Consider the following 19,358-nt stretch of genomic DNA (forward strand, 5'->3'; position numbering starts at 1 on the left):
TTAACCTAAATCATGTCTATAGGGTCTACGTCTAAGCTCCAGCGGACTTTTTGTGCGAGTTTGCTTGAGCTTAAATAATCAACCATTTGCGCAAGATATTGGTGCAGTATGCGGCGATCTTGCGCTTGAATATGTAACTGAAAACGATACATACCTGCGACCCTTTCTAGAGGCGCAGGTATCGGGCCGAGCAATTGTATACCAGATACCCCATTGACTGGAACCAAATCAGTCAAAAAGTCGACGACTTGCTTAATGCTATGTCCTTGAGCACGAACAATAGCCATATTTGTAATTGGAGGGAGATCGGCATCATCGCGTTCACTCAGTGCAAAGCGAGCAAAGTCTTGATATCCATTGTTAACCAAGTCTTGTAAAAGTGGATGCTCAGGAAAGTGGGTCTGCAATAGTACTTGGCCTGGTTCTCCAGAGCGCCCAGCACGTCCTGCTACTTGTGTAACAAGCTGAGCTAAATGTTCGGTTGCTCTAAAGTCACAGGAGTATAAACCGCTATCTACATCTAAAATAAGCACCAAGCTGACATCTGCAAAGTGATGACCTTTGGCAAGCATTTGTGTGCCAACTAAAATACGTGCTCCCCCTAAGTTAATTTCATCAAGTGCTTTTTCAAGACTCCCTTTACGACGAGTTGAATCGCGATCAATGCGCGTGATCGGCGTATCAGGGAACTCAGTTGATAAAAACTCTTCTATTTGCTCTGTACCTTTGCCGTTGGGGAATATTTGCGTACTGCCACAATCAGGACATTGATGAGGCACCGGGTATTGATCGCCACAATGGTGGCAAATCATTTGACCAATCGCTTTGTGAAACGTTGCGCTAGTGCTACAGCGTTTACACTCGCTTAGCCAGCCGCATTCATGACAAATAAGCGTGGGCGAAAAGCCTCGGCGATTTAAAAATACCATCACCTGTTTACCACGATTTAAATGCTGACGCATAGTGGCAAGGCTTGCATGGGCTATACCAGCTTGATCGGGCTGGCCTTTCATGTCGAGTAATTTGAATTGGTTGTCGGTCGCGGTTTGTGCACGCTCAGTTAGGCTCAATAGCTTATATTTATTATTAATCGCTTTGTGAAGTGTTTCAAGCGCGGGCGTAGCACTGCCTAATATGAGTGGAATCTTATGCTGAAATGCTCTGTATGCGGCTAAATCACGAGCATGATAGCGAAGGGTATCTTGCTGCTTAAATGAAGAGTCGTGTTCTTCATCAACCACTATCATACCGAGTTGCAAAAAGGGCAGAAAGATACTCGAGCGAGTGCCTATTACGATTGCACAGCTGCCTTTTTCGCAAAATCGCCATGTTTGGAGTCTTTCGTTATCGGTCAGGGCTGAATGCCAAAGCATAATGGGTGTATCAGGAAAGCGGCGACGAAAGCGATTAACTGTCTGGGGGGTTAAACCTATTTCGGGAACTAATACGAGGGCTTGCTCACCACGCTTTAATACCTCTTCAAGGCACTGTAAATATACTTCAGTTTTACCACTGCCTGTCACACCTTCCAATAAAAAGCTGCTAAAGCCTTTGCTTTGATTAATCGCCGTACAGGCAACCGCTTGCTCTTTATTAAGAATTGGTTTGCTACCAACTTTGGGGGTAATGCTTTGCCATTGGTTATCGTGTTCGATAGTTTGTGTGACAAGTTCTTTATCAATGAGGCTATCGATGGTTTTTTTGCTAAAGCCTAAGGCTTTTAGTTCAGTTAAAGACGACTTACCTGATTGTGATAACTGCTTCAATAAGTTGAGTTGAGTTTTGGCTTTTAATGACGGTACTTTAGCGCCTTTTTCAGTAAGCATTACCATGTTAATGCTTGTTTTGTCTGGTGATTCACCTTGGCGTAGTGCACTAGGCAGGGCTATATGAATCGTTTCGCCCAAAGGGTAGCAATAATAACGAGCGGTAAAGCTAAGAAGCGCTAAGTGTTGCGTAGATAAAATAGGAGCATCGTCAATGACTTCAAGAATACTTTTAATTTTATTTTCAGGAACTTCAGTGTTGGTTTTTAAAGCTAATATAACGGCCACTTTACGTTGGTTGCCAAAAGGGACTAAAACACGCATTCCAGGCTTTAGATCCGAAACCAAGCCTGAGAGCTGTTCATCTACTTTATAATCAAAGGTGCGCGGTAACGGGACTTTTATAGCAACTTCAACAAAACGCATAACAACTCAACTAATAAAATTAATGGTGTAATGTACTAAATATACGGTTAAAAACCTACTAGCAAATTATAACCGTTTTATTATTTGATTACTTTTTTAGCAAAAAATATAATTAAACCTTGTGTGCTTGGTAGTTGTTGGATAAAATCCGCCACCAACAAATTTGTTTTAACGACGTATGGTACCAAACTACGGGTTTGGAGAGCGATGCGGCCTTAACTAGAGGTTTCTATGAAAGAAGGTATTCACCCTAAGTACGAAGTAATTTCAGCAACATGTTCATGCGGAAATGAATTCGAAACAAGCTCTACTCTTTGTAAAAACATTCACTTAGACGTATGTTCTGCGTGTCACCCGTTTTACACTGGTAAGCAAAAAGTTTTAGACACTGGCGGACGTGTTGATCGTTTCAACAAGCGTTTCGGTGCACTTGGTAGCAAGAAGTAATTTTTGCTATTTAGTAAAGGAAGCACCTTAGGGTGCTTTTTTTATGCCTAAAATTCATCTTTTATTTACTTTTCCTGCCTATTTTGACGTTATCTTCTTTGCATAACTATTTCCTGTTCTTATTCTGAGTATGCATAAACCTTTGCAGACAAAGTACGCAATAGTCTCTATATTTTGAAGTGTTCAATTTTTAACTAAGTTGTTAAATGTAGCTAACGTGAAGATAAATGTTTTTAAAGTAGAGTATTAAGCTGTTTATAGTTATTTATACTAAAAATTTGACAGTCGTTTTTAGAGAAAACGACTCGCGGCTAAAAGTACCTCTAAAATTCTTTTTATATGAATTTCTATTTATGAAATGTCAGTATATCTTCGCAAAGTTACTGAAAAACCTCTTAAAATCAATGAATCTAGCATATAACAGGATAGACCTGATATTGCTTGGAATTTAAAAATAATAAGGGTATCGTAACCCAGACAACACCTCTCACTTTAACTTAAATTGCAGGATACAATCGCGTTATGTCAGACTTTCGTGAACAAGCACTACATTACCATTCTCATCCCGTTCCAGGAAAAATCAGCATTGAGCTAACCAAGCCTGCCGAAACGGTTCAAGATTTAGCCCTAGCATATAGCCCAGGTGTTGCTGAACCTGTGCGTGAAATTGCTGCTGATCCTGCAAATGCTTATAAATATACCGGTAAAGGTAATATGGTTGCGGTCATTACTAATGGTACTGCAATTTTAGGTCTGGGTAATTTAGGGCCACTCGCATCTAAACCCGTAATGGAAGGCAAGGCTTTATTATTTAAGCGTTTTGCAGGCCTAGACTCGATTGATATTGAAGTTAAGCACCGTACTACCGAAGACTTTATAAATACAGTTGCAAATATAGCAGATACATTTGGTGGCATTAATCTCGAAGATATTAAAGCACCAGAGTGTTTTGAAATCGAAAAAGCGTTAATTGAGCGCTGTAGCATTCCAGTTTTTCATGACGATCAACACGGCACCGCCATTGTTACCGCTGCAGGTATGCTTAATGCGCTTGAGGTACAGGGAAAGTCAATTGAAGATGCGACTATTGTTTGTTTAGGGGCCGGTGCCGCTGCTGTTGCGTGCATGGAGTTACTAATTAAGTGTGGTGCGCTACGCGAGCATATCTATATGTTAGATCGCAAAGGGGTTATTCACACACGCCGTGATGATTTAAATGAGTACAAGCAATTGTTTGCCAATAATACCGATAAACGTACGTTGCAAGATGTAATTGCAGACGCAGATGTATTTGTTGGTGTATCGGGACCTAATTTATTAGGTGCTGAAGATTTAAAGTTAATGGCTGATAAGCCGGTTGTGTTTGCGTGCTCAAACCCAGATCCTGAAATAGATCCTGCACTCGCACACAGCGCACGTAACGATTTAATTATGGCAACAGGGCGCTCTGATTACCCTAATCAGGTTAACAACGTTTTATGTTTCCCGTTTATTTTCCGTGGCGCACTTGATGTTCGTGCAAGCGCGATTAACGACGAAATGAAAATAGCCGCAGTAGAGGCTATTCGCAGTATTGCTAAAGAGCCTGTACCGGCTGAAGTATTAAAAGCCGCAGGTGTGGATAAATTAGAATTTGGCGCTCATTATATTATTCCAAAGCCGATGGACCCACGTTTACTTCCACGTATAGCAAGGGCAGTAGCGCTTGCTGCTGTTGAGTCGGGTGTAGCGCGTATTGAGCTACCTGAAAACTATATGCAGTAAAGTATGCAGTAAAGTATGCAGTAAAATATGCAGTAAAATTCAGTTATAAAAAAACCTCAGTAATTACTGAGGTTTTTTTATGTTTTTTAAACGCTTAATCTTCATTTAAAACAGGTACTTCAAGCCCCATTTCTTGCATTATTTTTTTCACTTCTTCTGGTACTTTTTCGGCATTATCTTTACGTAAATCGTCGTCATTAGGTAAAGGTTGGCCTGTAAATGCATGTAAAAAAGCTTCGCATAATAGTTCACTGTTTGTCGCATGGCGTAGGTTACTAATTTGACGACGTGTACGTTCATCAGTTAATACTTTTAATACATTTAGTGGGATCGAAACGGTGATCTTTTTAACTTGTTCTGATTTTTTACCGTGTTCTGCGTATGGGTGAATATACTCACCATTCCATTTAGCCATAAGATGTATCGTTGCCTCAGATTATTAATTGCTCACACAAGATAAAAGCGTGTGAATATGCGTGAAATTCTATCGATTTAAAAAAGATAGTCAAATACTTGTTATTTAGCCATCTAGCGGTTTAAATGTTTTGACTTCTTAAATTGAATAAACTACTCTTTTAGACGTCTAAACATCCAAATTAATTAGGTGACAAGTATGAGTGGAAAAAATAAAGCAACTATTGCAGTGCGTAGCGGTATAGAGGCTGATAAACAGCATGGTGCAGTGGTAGCTCCACTCTATTTGTCGACAACGTATTCGTTTGCTGATTTTGATACTAAGCGCCAATATGATTACGGCCGTAGCGGTAATCCTAATCGTGATATTTTAGCTGAAACGCTTGCAGAGCTCGAAGGTGGGGCGCGTGGCATTATTACAGCTACAGGCATGGCTGCTGTGCATTTAGCTACGCAGCTACTTAATCACGACGATACATTGGTGATCCCACACGACTGTTACGGTGGTAGTTATCGTTTATTTACTTCATTACAAAAGCGCGGCTTATTAAAACTTAAAGTTTTAGACTTAACTAAACAACAGAGCCTTGATCAAATATTAGAGATTAAACCAAAATTAATTTGGATAGAAACACCCAGTAACCCAGTATTACGTTTAACTGATATTAAAGCGGTCACTGAAATTGCAAAACAATGCGGTGCATTGGTTGCAGCAGATAACACATTTTTGTCACCAGCATTACAAAACCCAATTAAATTTGGAGTAGACATTGTCGTGCACTCTACAACTAAGTATATCAATGGCCATTCGGATGTTGTTGGTGGTGCAGTCATAACCGCAACACAAGCACTGGGTGATGAACTTGCTTGGTGGGCAAATAATATTGGTATTACAGGGGCACCTTTTGATAGCTACTTAACATTACGAGGTTTGCGTACCTTAAATATCCGTTTAAAACAGCACCAAGAAAACGCATTAGCAATTGCTAAGTATCTTGAAGAATCTGAGTTTGTTAGCCAAGTTTATTATCCAGGTCTTGAGTCGCATCCTCAACATGAATTAGCGAAAGCACAGCAGCTTGGTTTTGGTGGCATGGTTAGCTTTGATATTAAAGGCGACATACACGATGCGGCTGCATTTTTAACAAGCTTAAAAGAGTTTAGTTTAGCTGAGTCATTAGGGGGAGTGGAGAGTCTAATTTGCCACCCTGCGACAATGACTCATGCAGGAATGGAAGAAGAAGCACGCTTAGAAGCGGGGGTGGGCGATACGCTTATCCGTATTTCGGTTGGTATTGAAGATATACATGATTTACTTGCAGACTTTGATCGCGTATTTAATCTTGTTAAACCAGGGTATAAAAAGAACGAAAGTCACGCAGGGAAAAGGGCTGGCGTTTCTAATAACAATGTTAAATTAAGTGCTGCTCATCCGGCACTTTGGTGATTAAAATGGATTGGTACAATATGGTTAACTGTGTACATAAATTTGGCGGTTCGAGCTTAGGGTCGGCCGAACGTTATCAAAGTGTGGCAAAAATTATTTTAGGGCACACTCAACTAGGTGATTGTGTGGTTGTGTCGGCATCAGGTAAAACAACCGATACCTTAGTAACTTTGTGGCAAAGCTATCAACAAAAAGACACGCAAGCTGTTGCTGATATTGTGTTGCAGTTGAGTAATCATCAAGGTGATTTAATTGAACAATTACTGCGCGCAGATGTTAAGCGCAATGCATTACATACATTAAACGAAGAGTTAAATTTAATCGCTGAGCTTGCTAAAAATGGACAGTTACAAGAATCTGCATTGCTTGCCCATGGGGAATTATGGTCGGCGCGTTTATTGGCCGCTTATTTACAGCAGCTTAATGTTGAAGCTTGCCTGCAAGATGCCAGAAATCTGTTTATCTTAAATGACGGGCAATTATTACATGCGCAAAATATTCAACAATGTAGTGGGTTAATTGCCAGTAATAAAATTAATGTCGTCACTGGGTTCATTGCGTCCAACAGCCTTGGTGATACCGTAACGCTTGGGCGTAATGGCAGCGATTACAGCGCGACTTTATTAGCAAGTTACTGTAATGCAAAGCACGTAAGTATCTGGACTGATACGCAAGGTATATTTAGCGCCGACCCCCGTAAAGTAAATAAAGCGATTAAGTACGCAAAAGTGTGTCGCGGGCAAGCGAATTTGCTAGCCAGATTAGGCAATCCTGTTTTGCATGCAAAAACACTATCTCCACTTAAAAATACCGACATAAAACTTGCTGTGCGCAGTAGTTACGATGTACAAGCTAGTCAAACCGATATAGTTAAGGAAGGCTGTGTAAAACAAAAACGTTTTATAACAACCTTACAGAATGTCGATTTATTAGTTATTGAAGGTCTGAGTGAAGGTGAGGTTACTCATGTTAGCCAGCTTATTCAGCACAGCCTTCATCATTTTAGTCAAGATGGAGATACGTATTTAGTGGTACCAGCAGCTTCAACGTATCAGGTAGTAAGCTACTTCGCTGGCAGAGCGAATATTAGTGAATCGAATTTAAATGGTTGTGCGGTTTTAGCTCCTGAGCAGGACGTAAATACGTTAGCTTTACATGCCCTTGATTTACTCAACCTACAAAGTATTCAGCCTCGTTTTGTACATCAAGGTGATGGCTATGTATTACTACTGACAGATCAATTAATTGATAGTGATATTTTAAGTATATTACACGATAAGCTTATTAATAAAGGGCAAGAAGTTGCGCTGATAGTGGCAGGACTGGGTAATGTCGGTGAAGTATTTATTGAGCAGCTATCTACTCAACTCGATCGTTTATCGGATAACTTTAGCGTCAAACTTGTGGGGTTAGTGCGATCGACACAGATGCTATTTAATGCCAGTGGTATCAATACAGTACAATGGAAAACTCAATGGCAACATGAAGCAAATAACTACAATGAACATGATTTATTGAGCGCGATCAATGAGCTAGATTATGAGCATAAAGTAGTTGTTGATATAACCGCCAGTGAAAAATTTAGTGCGTTATATACTGATCTTGTTGAACGCAATTGCCATTTAATTAGCGCTAATAAATATGCAGGAACAGCTCCAACTATTTGGTATGAAGCACTGTGTAAAAGCATTACAGAAAAAAACTTGCATTGGCGCTATAACACAAGTGTTGGAGCTGGTTTACCAATTAACTTTGCACTCGCTGATTTACAAAATAGTGGCGACAAAATTACGCGCATAGAAGGTGTTTTCTCCGGGACATTATCGTGGTTATGTAGTAAATATGATGGTTCAAAAGCATTTTCTGATTTAGTGCTCGAAGCACAAAGTATGGGCTTTACAGAGCCTGACCCTAGAGAGGATTTATCGGGTCGAGATATGCAGCGCAAGTTGCTGATTTTAGCGCGTGAGCTGGGCATTAAATTAGACCTTGACGATATAGCGTTATCGGCACTTATGCCCGATGAGCTGGCTCAAGGTAGTTGGAATGATTTTATTGATCAAAAAGATCAGTTAGATGAATTTATAAAAGCGCATGCCCATAAAGCGCAATTAGAGAATTCAGTTCTTCGTTACACGGGGTTATTAGAAATAAATCAAGGTAAAATAACCGCGAAGGTTGGTATCAGTTATGTAGCAAAAGGCAATGCTTTGGCTAATTTAACACCTGGCGACAATATATTTGTGATTAACAGTCAATGGTACAGCGATAACGCGTTAGTTATTCAGGGTCCAGGTGCTGGAAAGGAAGTTACAGCAGCTGGCATTCACTCAGATTTATACTGGCTGATGCAAAATTTAAAGTGACAGCATATAGCCAAAAGCAAACAGGCAGCTAAATTAGCTGCCTGTTTATTTGCGAAAATAACCTAAAATAGCTCTTCTTCAGTTTTAGTCTCTTCTTCAAAAATATCAGTTGGCTGCGAAAGTACGTATTTCGTTGGTGCAGTGCCTTTATCAAAGTATTCAAACCGGCTGGTATAGTCATTTTTATGGCTTAACAAGCCAGTCGCTAAATCAATTCGAATTGAAATAAGACCTTCTGGTGGCTCTATCGGCGCCTCTGGTACGCCCTCAAGTGCAGCTTTCATGAACTCAATCCATGCAGGTTGAGCTGTTTTTGCTCCAGACTCAGCACCTGAAATTTGACTGCTATCAAGATTGTTATTGTATGTTGAACGACCTAAAGAATTTCCAGGGTTGTCAAAGCCAACCCAAACAGAGGTCAGCACATTTTTATTAAATCCACTAAACCAAGTATCAACGGAGTCATTAGTAGTGCCTGTTTTGCCAGAAAGATCGCGGCGATCTAATGACTGAGCACGCCAACCCGTACCGCTCCAGCCTGTTTTTTGCGCCCAACTACCTCCGCCCCAAATACCACTGTGCATAGCATCTGCAATTAAAAATGCATTTTGCTTAGAAATAATACGTGGCGCACATTGTGTGATTTGGTTAGCTTCATTCTCATTATTTTGGGCTGTAAAGTTGGTAGGGATAGTTGTTGCTTCATTCATTTCTTCATCGCATACAACAACAGGGTTCGTTTTAAATAATATATTGCCGTAGGCATCTTGAATTTCAGAGATAAAATAAGGTTCTATTAGGTGCCCGCCATTGGCAAATGCGCTCATACCACGGGCTAGTTCAAGCGGAGTTATTGATGCGCTACCTAGTGCTAATGATTCGCTGCGATTTATATCTTCATTCTTAAAGCCAAATTTTAGTAAGTGATCGGCGGTACGTTGCAGCCCTACACCACGCAGTAAACGTACGGAAATAACGTTTTTAGATTGTGCTAACGCGCGGCGAATACGAATTGGACCATTATAAATAGCGGGGCTATTTTTTGGTCGCCATGCAACACCTTGGCTTTTATCCCACTGATTGATTGGCGCATCATTTAATATAGACGCCAAGGTGTAACCCTTTTCAAGCGCTGCTGAATAAATAAAAGGTTTAATGTTTGAACCCACTTGGCGTTTAGCTTGCACCGCTCGATTATATTGGCTCTGCTCAAAGCTGTAACCACCTACAATTGCTTTAATACGTCCGTCTTGAGGATTGAGCGATACAATAGCACTTGATGGCTCAGGTATTTGGCTTAGCAAATAACTGTCGTCATTATTTTTACGAAGCCATATTTGCATACCTGGTGCTAGGATGTCGGTCGCCGCTTTTGGTGCAAAGCTCTGGCGGTAACGCGTAATGTATTTACGCGCCCATTTTAAATTATCCCAAGTAAGTGTGCTTTGCGTACCATTTTTGAGAATAACATCAGCTGTTTTTTCATTCACAGCAACTACAACCGCGATTTTTAGAGATCCTAGCTCTTGTACGTTTTGCAGCTCATTAATAATTTGTGATTTGCTAAGTGCTGGTTGAGTTTCTTGCTCCCACAACACCTTTACAGGGCCTCTAAAGCCATGTCGCATATCATAGTTGTGCAAATTATTGATCAGTGCTGTTTGTGCTGCTTGTTGTACATTAGACTCAACCGTTGTAAAAATCTTATAACCAGAATTATACGCTTTATCAATTCCGTAACGGGCAACCATCTCTGCACGTACCATCTCAGATATATAAGGTGCATATAAATCAATTTCTGCCCCATGAAAATAAGCGGTTATAGGTTGATTTGTTGCGTCATTATATTCGGACTGTGTTATGTATTTTTCTGTCAGCATGCGGCCAAGTACTACATTACGACGAGACTTTGCACGTGTGGGGTTACGAATGGGATTGAGTGCTGACGGTGCTTTAGGTAAACCTGCGATCATTGCCATTTGTGCAAGTGTTAAATCTTTTAATTCTTTCCCGTAATATACTTGTGCGGCGGCACCAATACCAAATGCACGATTGCCTAATTCTATTTTGTTTAGATAAAGTTCAAGGATTTCATCTTTTGTTAATATATTTTCTATATGTAGCGCAATAAATATTTCTTTAACTTTACGGATATACGCTTTTTCGCGGGTAAGGAAAAAGTTACGCGCTAATTGCATTGTTATTGTACTAGCACCTTGTTTTTTCTCACCAGTAGAAATAAGTACTAACGCCGAGCGTACTATTCCGATAGGATCTATACCAATGTGGCTGTAAAACCGATTATCTTCTGTTGCCAAAAAAGCATTGATTAAAGGTGTTGGTATTTCGTTTATAGTAACGGGAATACGTCGTTTTTCGCCAAATTGATTTATTAAAAGCCCATCTTTAGTGAAGACTTGCATAGGGGTTTGCAGTTGCACGTCTTTCAAAACTTGAACGCTAGGGATGTCCGATTTAACGTAATAATAAAGGCTGATTAAAGTGATCAGTCCAAGTAACGTGCAAATGATAAAAAATTGTAAAGTTCGTTTTAATAAAATCACTTATATTTCCCTAAATTGACTCCCAATTATGCATGGAGACTGCTAGTATATATTGATTAAAAAATGAATAATATTTTTTCAGATAAAAATTATAACTTGTTTATTATTAAAACAAAGGTCAAGTTGCAAACATGCTAAGTCAACTATTTCAAAAACCGTCGACTATGATGGTCGGAATTGATATTGGATCGCATTCCATTAAGGCGGTACTTTTAAGTGAAATTGAAACTGGATTTCGGCTAGAGGCGCTTGCCATTGAGCCAATGCCAAAAGGTGCAATGAGTGAACGCGCCATTCAAGATATTGAAGCGATTGGCAATGTAATTATTAAGTTGAAAAGAAAACTACCAAGATCGTTAAAATTTGCCGCTGTTGCTGTTTCAGGCCAAACTGTTATCACAAAAGTGATTTTTATGGATGTGTCATTAACCGATGCTGAATTGGAGTCGCAAATAGAAATTGAAGCCGACAGTTTAATTCCTTACCCCCTCGATGAAGTAAATCTTGATTTTGAAAAGCTCTCAATAAACGAAGCCGATCCGAGTAAGATGAACGTACTACTTTCAGCTGCGCGGACAGAAAGTGTGGAAGCCCGTGTTGGTGCGCTTGAGGTTGCAAATTTAGAAGCGAAGGTTGTAGACGTAGAAAGTTACGCGCTTAGTCGCTCAATGGATGTTTATTATCAGCAATTACCTAGTGATGCATTTAATAAATGCGTAGCTGTTGTTGATATTGGTGCGGTGCTTATGCTTGTAAGTATTGTACAAGCAGGAGAGACCATATACACCCGAGATCAAATGTTTGGCGGCGATCAATACACAAACAGCATTGTTGCTTATTATGATAAAGGTTTTGATGAAGCTGAAATTGGCAAAACAACGGGCGATTTGCCTCCAAATTATACTTTCGAAGTACTTGCGCCATTTCAGACCTCGTTACTTCAACAAGTACGCAGAGCCGTGCAAATGTTTTTAACAACCAGCGGTAAAGATCAAGTTGATTATATTGTTTTAACAGGAGGTACTGCCATGATTAAGGGAGTCGATCGTCTGTTAATTGAAGAGCTGGGTATCCACTCTGTGGTTGTTGAACCTTTTGATAATATGGAAATATCTCCTAAGGTTGATCGTAATGTAATGCAGCGACATAAAACGCAATTTGCAATTGCTACAGGATTGGCATTGAGAGGGTTTTCATCGTGCCACATATAAATTTACTGCCTTGGCGTGAGGAACAGCGCCAAGAGTCAAAGAAGAAATTTGTCACCATTTTAATTGCCATTGTCATTGTATGTTTTGCGAGCATGTATTTGTTGAGTTCATTTTATGGAGCTTTAAAAGATGGGCAAAATTTAAAGAATAGTTATCTTAGTGCAGAGATTAACAAACTTGATAAAAGAATCACTGATATTAGAGACTTAGATAAGAAAAAAGAGAACTTACAACAAAGAATGCGTTTAATAGAAGAGCTACAAAGTAGTCGTAATTTAGGGACTCAAATCATGGATGAGGTGGCAAAAATTGTCCCGGCGGGCGTTTACTTTACAAAGCTAGAGCGCAGAGGTAACCAAATTCATGTTTTAGGGCGTAGCGAATCTAATAATCGTTTGTCGACTATGCTTCGCCAAGTACAAAGCTCCTACCTATTAGAACGACCATCAATGCAAGGTATTGTTGCTGGTAATAAATCATCGAGCCTACTGAGTGACTTTAATATGGAATTTTATGTAAAACCATTCAATAAAATTGGTGAAGTTAACAATGAACCTTGATTTTAAAGCACTTAATGATATTGATTGGAATGAAATAGAGCTTGATAACATCAGTGAATGGCCTATCGCAGTTAAGGCCATTTGCTGCACATTTATTGCGAGCCTTGTGTTGTTTTTTAGCTATAGCTTATTGGTTTCTGATGAAATTAATAGTTATCACAATGCTGTTGCAAAAGAAGTTGAGTTACGAACGACTTACCGTACAAAGTATGCAGTGGGCAGTAAACTTGATATTTATCGTCAACAAATGCTTGAAATGGAAGATAAATTTTCTAAATTATTAAAGCGCTTACCTACTTCAAATGAAACCCCTGGTTTATTAGATGATTTGTCGTATGTAGGAACAACTAGTGGCTTAACATTCTTAAAAATAGGGTGGTTACCTGAAGTTGAAAAAGAATTCTATACTGAATTACCAATAAAGATAGAAGTGGTAGGAACCTATCATGAGTTTGGTGAATTTGTCGGTAAAGTAGCGCAACTCCCCCGTATTGTTAGTTTGCACGACTTTTCTATTTCATCATCAGGTGAAAAACAGTTAACATTTAGCGTAGTGGCAAAAACATATCGTTATGAAGAAGGTCTGCAAAAATGAAGCGCTTGTTTTTAACTTCAGTACTGGCCCTTGTGCTATGCGGGTGTAACGATGACATATCTGAGCAAAAAGAATTTATTGACCAAGTTAAAGCGAGTACAACGCCTAAAGTTGACTCAATTCCTGAATTATTAAAATTTGAACATTTTGAATATAACGCAAAACAATTGCGAAGCCCTTTTGTAGCACCGCAACCAGAGATTATTCAAAATAAACTAACACAAATTAAAAACTGTTTGCATCCAGATCCAGAGCGTACACGCGAAGTGCTGGAAAAATACCCGTTGGATAATTTGGCAATGAAAGGCACAATCGGATCAGCTGAACAAGTATGGGCACTTATTACTGCTGCTGACGCCACTTTGCACCGGGTAACCGTTGGCAACCATTTAGGCAGTTATGATGGAAAGGTAAGATTAGTAACGAATGACTATATAGAGCTTGTAGAATTAATCCCTGATGGGTCTGGTTGTTGGAAAGAGCGCCTGACGAAATTGGAAATGTTAGAGGCGGCAATTGATGGCGCAAATTAATAAGAAAAAAGGTAAAAACAGCATGCATAAGGATGTTCCTTGGCTTAACCGCATCTCGATAATTTTATTTGTTATCGTGAGTGTGTTTACAGCTAACTCCGCTATCGCAACACCGTTACTTTATGATGTTCGTTATAACCCACTGCTTAAAGGTGAAACTGAGTTACAGCTGGTATTTGACGAAGAATTAATTCAAGAGCCTAAAATCCAAGTTTTTAATAATCCGGCACGTATAGAAATGTTATTCAGTGCTGCTCACTTGGAGGAGGGGTTAGAAAATGTACCGGTTAATCAAGCGGGCATCAAGAGTGTTACTAGCGCGCTAACAAGTAATGGCTTAAAAGTTATCGTCAATCTTGAGCGTTTGAAAATTTATGAAACACAAATCCATAACAATCTTGTTTCTTTACGGGTTTCTGATAATCCATTAACAGAGCATATTGTTGAAGGTGAAAATACTAACTCTCAAGAAATAGCGGGTAATTATATTAACCGCGTTCAATCGATAGATTTCCGTCGAGGTGAAAAAGGTGAAGCGAAGGTGCTTGTTTTTTTACAAGATACTCAAGCGGCAATAGAGGTACATGAAAGTGGCGGTAAAATTATCGCTGACTTTCACCATACTGATATTTTAGATGATTTACTGTATGAGCTAGACGTGCTCGATTTTGGAACGATTGTCAGTAAAATAGAAACATTTAAAAAAGAGGGTCTAACCCAAATAGTTATTGAGCCAAATGCAGCATTCACTTTCACTTATCAACAAATAGATAATATTTTTACATTAACAGTAGAAAAAGACGATGCTCAAAATGCTTATTTAGATGGAGGTAAAGAGTATCAAGGTCGCCCAATGACCTTAAATTTTCAAGATATTTCTGTTCGAGCTGTGTTACAAATTATAGCAGGCTACAATAACTTTAATTTAGTGACCAGTGACTCAGTGACAGGCAATATTACGCTGCGATTGGATGGTGTGCCATGGGATCAGGCGCTTGATGTAGTGCTTCGTATTAAAGGGCTTGATAAGCGCATGGATGGCTCTATATTAATGGTTGCTCCCTCAGAGGAACTAGCGGCGCGAGAGGCAAAAGATTTAAAGGCAAAGCAAGATGTTGAAAATTTAGAGCCGCTATATAGCGAGTATATTCGTCTAAATTATGCTAAAGCTGAGGAGTTTGCCGATCTACTAAAAACAGATACCAATAGTATCATCACTCAACGGGGAAGTGTTTCTGTTGATAAGCGCACGAATACATTATTGATAAAGGACACCGCAAAAAGCATTGAAAGTGTGCGCCGGATGGTCGAAACCCTCGATATAGCAGTTAAGCAGGTTGTAATAGAAGCCCGCATGGTCACAGTGCGCGATAACGTAAAAGAAGACTTAGGTGTGATTTTGGGCTTTAGTGATCAGCAAGGTAGTGATGGTATATCGGGCACATTGGAAGGGGCTAACACAATTTCTAATGGTGTTATCCCAGCTATATCAGATAGATTAAATGTAAACTTACCCGTTGCAAATGCGTCAGCAAGTATAGGTATGCATATTGCGAAGCTTGCCAATGGGACATTGATTGATTTAGAGTTAACTGCACTTGAGGAAGAAAATAAAGGCGAAATTATCGCGAGTCCTCGTATCACTACAGCAAATCAACAACAAGCACGTATAGAGCAGGGGACTGAAATCCCTTACGTTGAATCGGCTTCAAGTGGTGCGACAACGGTGAGCTTTAAAAAAGCAGTGCTAAGTTTGCAAGTAACACCACATATTACACCTGACAATAAAGTCATTTTAGATTTAATTATCACTCAAGATACACGAGGGGATACAGTTCAAACTGGAACTGGCCCTGCTGTTGCTATTGATACTCAACAAATAGAAACACAAGTGCTTGTTGAAAATGGCCAAACAGTCGTACTTGGTGGAATTTTTCAACAACAAATTATAAATTCGACTAAAAAAGTACCAATTTTAGGCGATATTCCATATTTAGGAAGGTTGTTTAAGAGTACCAGTGAGTTTAACGAAAAGCGTGAATTACTGATTTTCGTGACTCCAAAAATACAAATTGATTAAAATAAGATAGTTTTTTGTTAACCAACGGGTAATTATTTAGATTAATTGCTCGTTATATAGCTTTTTATGCTAATTGACTTGAAATGCCCCTGCAATTACTGAGATAATCCCCTCCTTAATTTTGGGGCCAGGTCGTTAGGCGGGGTTTTATTTCAAATTTTAGAGTTCGTTTGTACTAAAAGATATGGCTGAGAAACGTAATATATTTCTAATTGGCCCCATGGGGGCTGGAAAAAGCACAATTGGTCGTCACATTGCCGATCAATTACACCTTGAATTTGTTGATTCTGATCAAGAAATCGAACGCCGAACAGGTGCAGATATTGCATGGGTGTTTGATCTTGAAGGTGAAGAAGGCTTTAGACTTCGTGAAGAATCTGTTATTGGCGACTTAACGGAAATGCAAGGTATTGTACTTGCTACCGGTGGTGGTTCAGTAATGAGTAAAGAAGTTCGAAACAAGCTTTCGGCTCGAGGTATCGTTGTATACCTAGAGACACCGATTGAAAAACAAGTTGCACGCACACAACGCGACAAGCGTCGCCCGTTACTGCAAACAGAAGAAGCACCTCGTGATGTATTAGAGCGCTTAGCAGAAGAACGCGAACCGTTATATAAAGAAGTGGCAGATTTTGTTGTACGCACTGATGAGCAAAGCGCTAAAGTTGTTGCTAACCAAATCATCGAGAAACTAGATTTTTAAAAACTAATAATAAAGGAATAACGGAGCATGCTTGAATTAACTGTTAATTTGGACGAGCGAAGTTACCCTATATACATTGGTAAATCTGCACTTCAAGATAATGGCCGCCTAGTCCACCACATTGGTGATTGTCGGCCTATCATCATTACTAATGACACAATAGCGCCTTTATATTTACAAAAGCTACTTGATTCATTAGCTGAGCTAAATCCACTTTCTTTTATCATTCCTGATGGCGAACAGTATAAATCATTAGAATGGTTTGAAAAAATATCTGCCTTTTTACTTCAAAACAATTGCGGCCGAGATACGTGCTTAATTGCATTGGGCGGTGGTGTTGTTGGTGATTTAACCGGCTTTGTTGCTGCATGTTATCAGCGTGGTGTGCCGTTTATTCAAATACCCACAACGTTATTATCGCAAGTTGATTCATCAGTAGGTGGTAAAACCGCTGTAAATCATCCTCTAGGTAAAAATATGATAGGGGCATTTTATCAGCCACAAGCTGTTTTTATCGATACACAATCACTACATACGTTACCTGCTAGAGAATTTGCTGCTGGTATGGCTGAAGTAATTAAATATGGTTTGATTTACGACACCGATCTATTTAGTTATTTAGAGCAACATGTGGCAGGTTTACAGCAATTAGATGAAGTTTGTTTGCAACATATTATTTTTAGGTGTTGTGAAATTAAAGCATTAATTGTTGCTCAAGATGAAAAAGAACATGGTTTACGAGCGCTACTCAACTTAGGCCACACATTTGCTCATGCGATTGAAGCGCAAATGGGGTACGGTGTTTGGTTACACGGAGAAGCTGTTGCTACTGGGATGGTGCTTGCGGCTAAGCTGGCGAATGCGCGTGAAGATTTGAGTGCGGACGAAGTAACACGTATTATTGATGTGATTGCACAGTATAACTTACCAACCAAAATACCTACAAAAATGACAAGCGAGCAATTTCTAACGCACATGCGTAAAGATAAAAAGAATAAAAAAGGAACGATTCGTTTTATTTTACCCACCCAATTTGGCCAATGTGCATTAGTTGATGATGTATCTGACGACCAAGTTCGAGACTTAATCGAGCAATAAATGCAGCTACAAATTTTACCAAGCCGTGCTGCTTTGGTGGATAGAATCGCACTGCAATTTGAATACGGGCAAAACCTCATTGTTTTATTGGGCACTTCAGGGCTTGGTAAAAGTTATATGCTCGAAACTTTCATTACTGATAAATATACCGAGTTTAATAAAGTTTTTGTGCAGACAAGTGCAAAAATGACTGACACTCAATTAATGAGTAATTTGTTAGAGCAAAGTTTTAAGACCCCTTTAGTTGATCATAACTTAACTTTATCTGAAAATTTTTACCAGCTATCACAACAGCAATCATGTGATCCCTGTTTATGGGTGCTTGATGGCGGCCGAAATCTATCTGAAGAATTTTTGTCTGAATTAGAATTACTTGCAAAAAATAGCCCAAGTACTTTATACATCATGCTTGCATCATCATCAAAGTTACCTTTGAATAATGCGGTAGAAATTTATTTAGAGCCGCTAACGCTGAGTGAGAGTAAGCAATTAATGGGATGGTATTTTAAGGACCTTCCTTATGATGAAGATCCCGTATTCCAAGCATTTTTAACTGAGGCACACGGAAATCCAAGTTTATTACTTGCATGGCAAGCTAATGATCACGTTGCCGATGTTGTTGTAAAAGACAAGGTATCTTGGCGTTTGCATTTGCTTATTTTGATGTTGATCCTCATGTTCTTAATTATAGGTTTTTTATATAAATCAGACATGACTCAATGGTGGCAACAATACTATCAGCAAGAGCAGGTTGAGGTTAGTACCACTGCAATTTCTGTAAAGCAGATTACCGAATCGTCGCTAGAAAAAGATAATGTAAAAAGCGCTTTCTCTACATCTAATAGCTCTACTCTCAGTGCTGGCGAAGTAATTGCTGAATCAAACATTGCTGAGAGTAAGCCTCTTCATAATGATGTGCCGGCAATAATGCAAAGCCTCACAAAGCCTAAAGAGAACGTTGATGTAGTCGCAGGCAATGACAGAGCATCGACTCCTGTTATTGAACCGCTTGCAAAAGTCAGCAAACAAATTACTAATAAGACTAGTCAGCCCGAAAGTGAAAAACAATGGTACCTCAAGCAACCAGAAGCTAATATTGTTATTCAGTTATTAGCAGTTACGCAGCAACAAGTGAGTAATCAATTTATTGCTCAATATAAGCTACAGAATACGGTGCATATTTATCAAACAAAAAGAAATAATAAAGTTTGGTGGGTAATAACATACGGCAGTTTCGAAAACTTAAGCGATGCGACCTTAGCGATGAAAAATTTGCCAATAGGTATTTTAAAGAATAAACCTTTCTATAAGAGAATTAATAAAATAAAACAAGAAATTGCACTACTAGATCAGTAAATTAAACGACTTTAGTGTAAAATCTCGC

The 19,358-nt window shown here is 39.2% G+C and carries 15 protein-coding genes; 12 read left to right on the top strand and 3 right to left on the bottom strand.

Annotated elements, in window-relative coordinates; genetic code table 11:
* Nucleotides 1-5: 5 nt before the first annotated feature.
* Nucleotides 6-2,192 carry a primosomal protein N' gene (gene priA / locus ACJJVZ_RS05235; RefSeq protein WP_405598703.1) on the bottom strand — a complete coding sequence of 729 codons (2,187 nt, stop codon included), beginning with the start codon at nucleotides 2,190-2,192 and terminating at the stop codon, nucleotides 6-8.
* A 231-nt stretch (nucleotides 2,193-2,423) separates the two neighbouring features.
* Between priA and rpmE the strand changes: the two genes are divergently transcribed.
* Nucleotides 2,424-2,639 (top strand): 50S ribosomal protein L31, encoded by a 216-nt coding sequence (gene rpmE, locus ACJJVZ_RS05240; RefSeq protein WP_007377245.1) that lies wholly within the window; start codon nucleotides 2,424-2,426, stop codon nucleotides 2,637-2,639.
* Nucleotides 2,640-3,161: 522 nt separating this feature from the next.
* Entirely contained in the window at nucleotides 3,162-4,403 is a 1,242-nt protein-coding gene (locus tag ACJJVZ_RS05245) for a malic enzyme-like NAD(P)-binding protein (RefSeq protein WP_077536209.1), read from the top strand.
* 94 nt (nucleotides 4,404-4,497) lie between these two features.
* On the opposite strand, the gene metJ is transcribed toward ACJJVZ_RS05245, so the two are convergent.
* Nucleotides 4,498-4,818: a met regulon transcriptional regulator MetJ gene (gene metJ / locus ACJJVZ_RS05250; protein ID WP_077536207.1), complete on the bottom strand. Its 321-nt coding sequence runs from the start codon at nucleotides 4,816-4,818 to the stop codon at nucleotides 4,498-4,500.
* A 198-nt stretch (nucleotides 4,819-5,016) separates the two neighbouring features.
* Here metJ and metB point away from each other — a divergent pair, with 198 nt between their 5' ends.
* Together metB and metL are read left to right on the top strand one after the other, a co-directional pair.
* Complete coding sequence (gene metB / locus ACJJVZ_RS05255; RefSeq protein WP_193156179.1) at nucleotides 5,017-6,264, top strand: cystathionine gamma-synthase; 1,248 nt, start codon at nucleotides 5,017-5,019, stop codon at nucleotides 6,262-6,264.
* A 20-nt stretch (nucleotides 6,265-6,284) separates the two neighbouring features.
* Nucleotides 6,285-8,630 carry a bifunctional aspartate kinase/homoserine dehydrogenase II gene (metL, locus tag ACJJVZ_RS05260; RefSeq protein ID WP_405599093.1) on the top strand — a complete coding sequence of 782 codons (2,346 nt, stop codon included), beginning with the start codon at nucleotides 6,285-6,287 and terminating at the stop codon, nucleotides 8,628-8,630.
* 62 nt (nucleotides 8,631-8,692) lie between these two features.
* Here metL and ACJJVZ_RS05265 read toward each other — a convergent pair whose 3' ends face one another.
* On the bottom strand, nucleotides 8,693-11,194 hold the full coding sequence (locus tag ACJJVZ_RS05265; RefSeq protein ID WP_405598707.1) for a penicillin-binding protein 1A: 2,502 nt from the start codon (nucleotides 11,192-11,194) through the stop codon (nucleotides 8,693-8,695).
* A 131-nt stretch (nucleotides 11,195-11,325) separates the two neighbouring features.
* Here ACJJVZ_RS05265 and ACJJVZ_RS05270 point away from each other — a divergent pair, with 131 nt between their 5' ends.
* From ACJJVZ_RS05270 to ACJJVZ_RS05305, 8 genes are all read left to right on the top strand, one after another.
* Nucleotides 11,326-12,405 (top strand): pilus assembly protein PilM, encoded by a 1,080-nt coding sequence (locus ACJJVZ_RS05270; protein ID WP_405598709.1) that lies wholly within the window; start codon nucleotides 11,326-11,328, stop codon nucleotides 12,403-12,405.
* Nucleotides 12,393-12,965: a PilN domain-containing protein gene (locus ACJJVZ_RS05275; protein ID WP_077536201.1), complete on the top strand. Its 573-nt coding sequence runs from the start codon at nucleotides 12,393-12,395 to the stop codon at nucleotides 12,963-12,965. The genes ACJJVZ_RS05270 and ACJJVZ_RS05275 overlap by 13 nt, the downstream gene beginning before the upstream one ends.
* The gene (locus tag ACJJVZ_RS05280) at nucleotides 12,955-13,560 is read left to right on the top strand and encodes a type 4a pilus biogenesis protein PilO (RefSeq protein ID WP_077536199.1); all 606 of its coding nucleotides are present in this window, start codon (nucleotides 12,955-12,957) and stop codon (nucleotides 13,558-13,560) included. Before ACJJVZ_RS05275 ends, ACJJVZ_RS05280 begins: the two co-directional genes overlap by 11 nt.
* A complete protein-coding gene (locus tag ACJJVZ_RS05285; RefSeq protein WP_138584628.1) occupies nucleotides 13,557-14,093 on the top strand; it encodes a pilus assembly protein PilP in 537 nt (178 codons plus the stop codon). The genes ACJJVZ_RS05280 and ACJJVZ_RS05285 overlap by 4 nt, the downstream gene beginning before the upstream one ends.
* Complete coding sequence (locus ACJJVZ_RS05290; RefSeq protein WP_405598713.1) at nucleotides 14,080-16,173, top strand: type IV pilus secretin PilQ; 2,094 nt, start codon at nucleotides 14,080-14,082, stop codon at nucleotides 16,171-16,173. The genes ACJJVZ_RS05285 and ACJJVZ_RS05290 overlap by 14 nt, the downstream gene beginning before the upstream one ends.
* A gap of 184 nt (nucleotides 16,174-16,357) precedes the next feature.
* The gene (gene aroK, locus ACJJVZ_RS05295; protein WP_006793103.1) at nucleotides 16,358-16,876 is read left to right on the top strand and encodes a shikimate kinase AroK; all 519 of its coding nucleotides are present in this window, start codon (nucleotides 16,358-16,360) and stop codon (nucleotides 16,874-16,876) included.
* Between the two features lie 27 nt (nucleotides 16,877-16,903).
* Nucleotides 16,904-17,974, top strand: a complete 1,071-nt coding sequence (gene aroB / locus ACJJVZ_RS05300; protein WP_405598715.1) for a 3-dehydroquinate synthase — start codon at nucleotides 16,904-16,906, stop codon at nucleotides 17,972-17,974.
* A complete protein-coding gene (locus tag ACJJVZ_RS05305; RefSeq protein WP_405598717.1) occupies nucleotides 17,975-19,330 on the top strand; it encodes an SPOR domain-containing protein in 1,356 nt (451 codons plus the stop codon). It begins immediately after the preceding gene.
* Nucleotides 19,331-19,358: the final 28 nt, after the last annotated feature.

Source organism: Pseudoalteromonas sp. Ld19, from assembly GCF_045064135.1.
Lineage (GTDB): Bacteria > Pseudomonadota > Gammaproteobacteria > Enterobacterales > Alteromonadaceae > Pseudoalteromonas > Pseudoalteromonas aliena.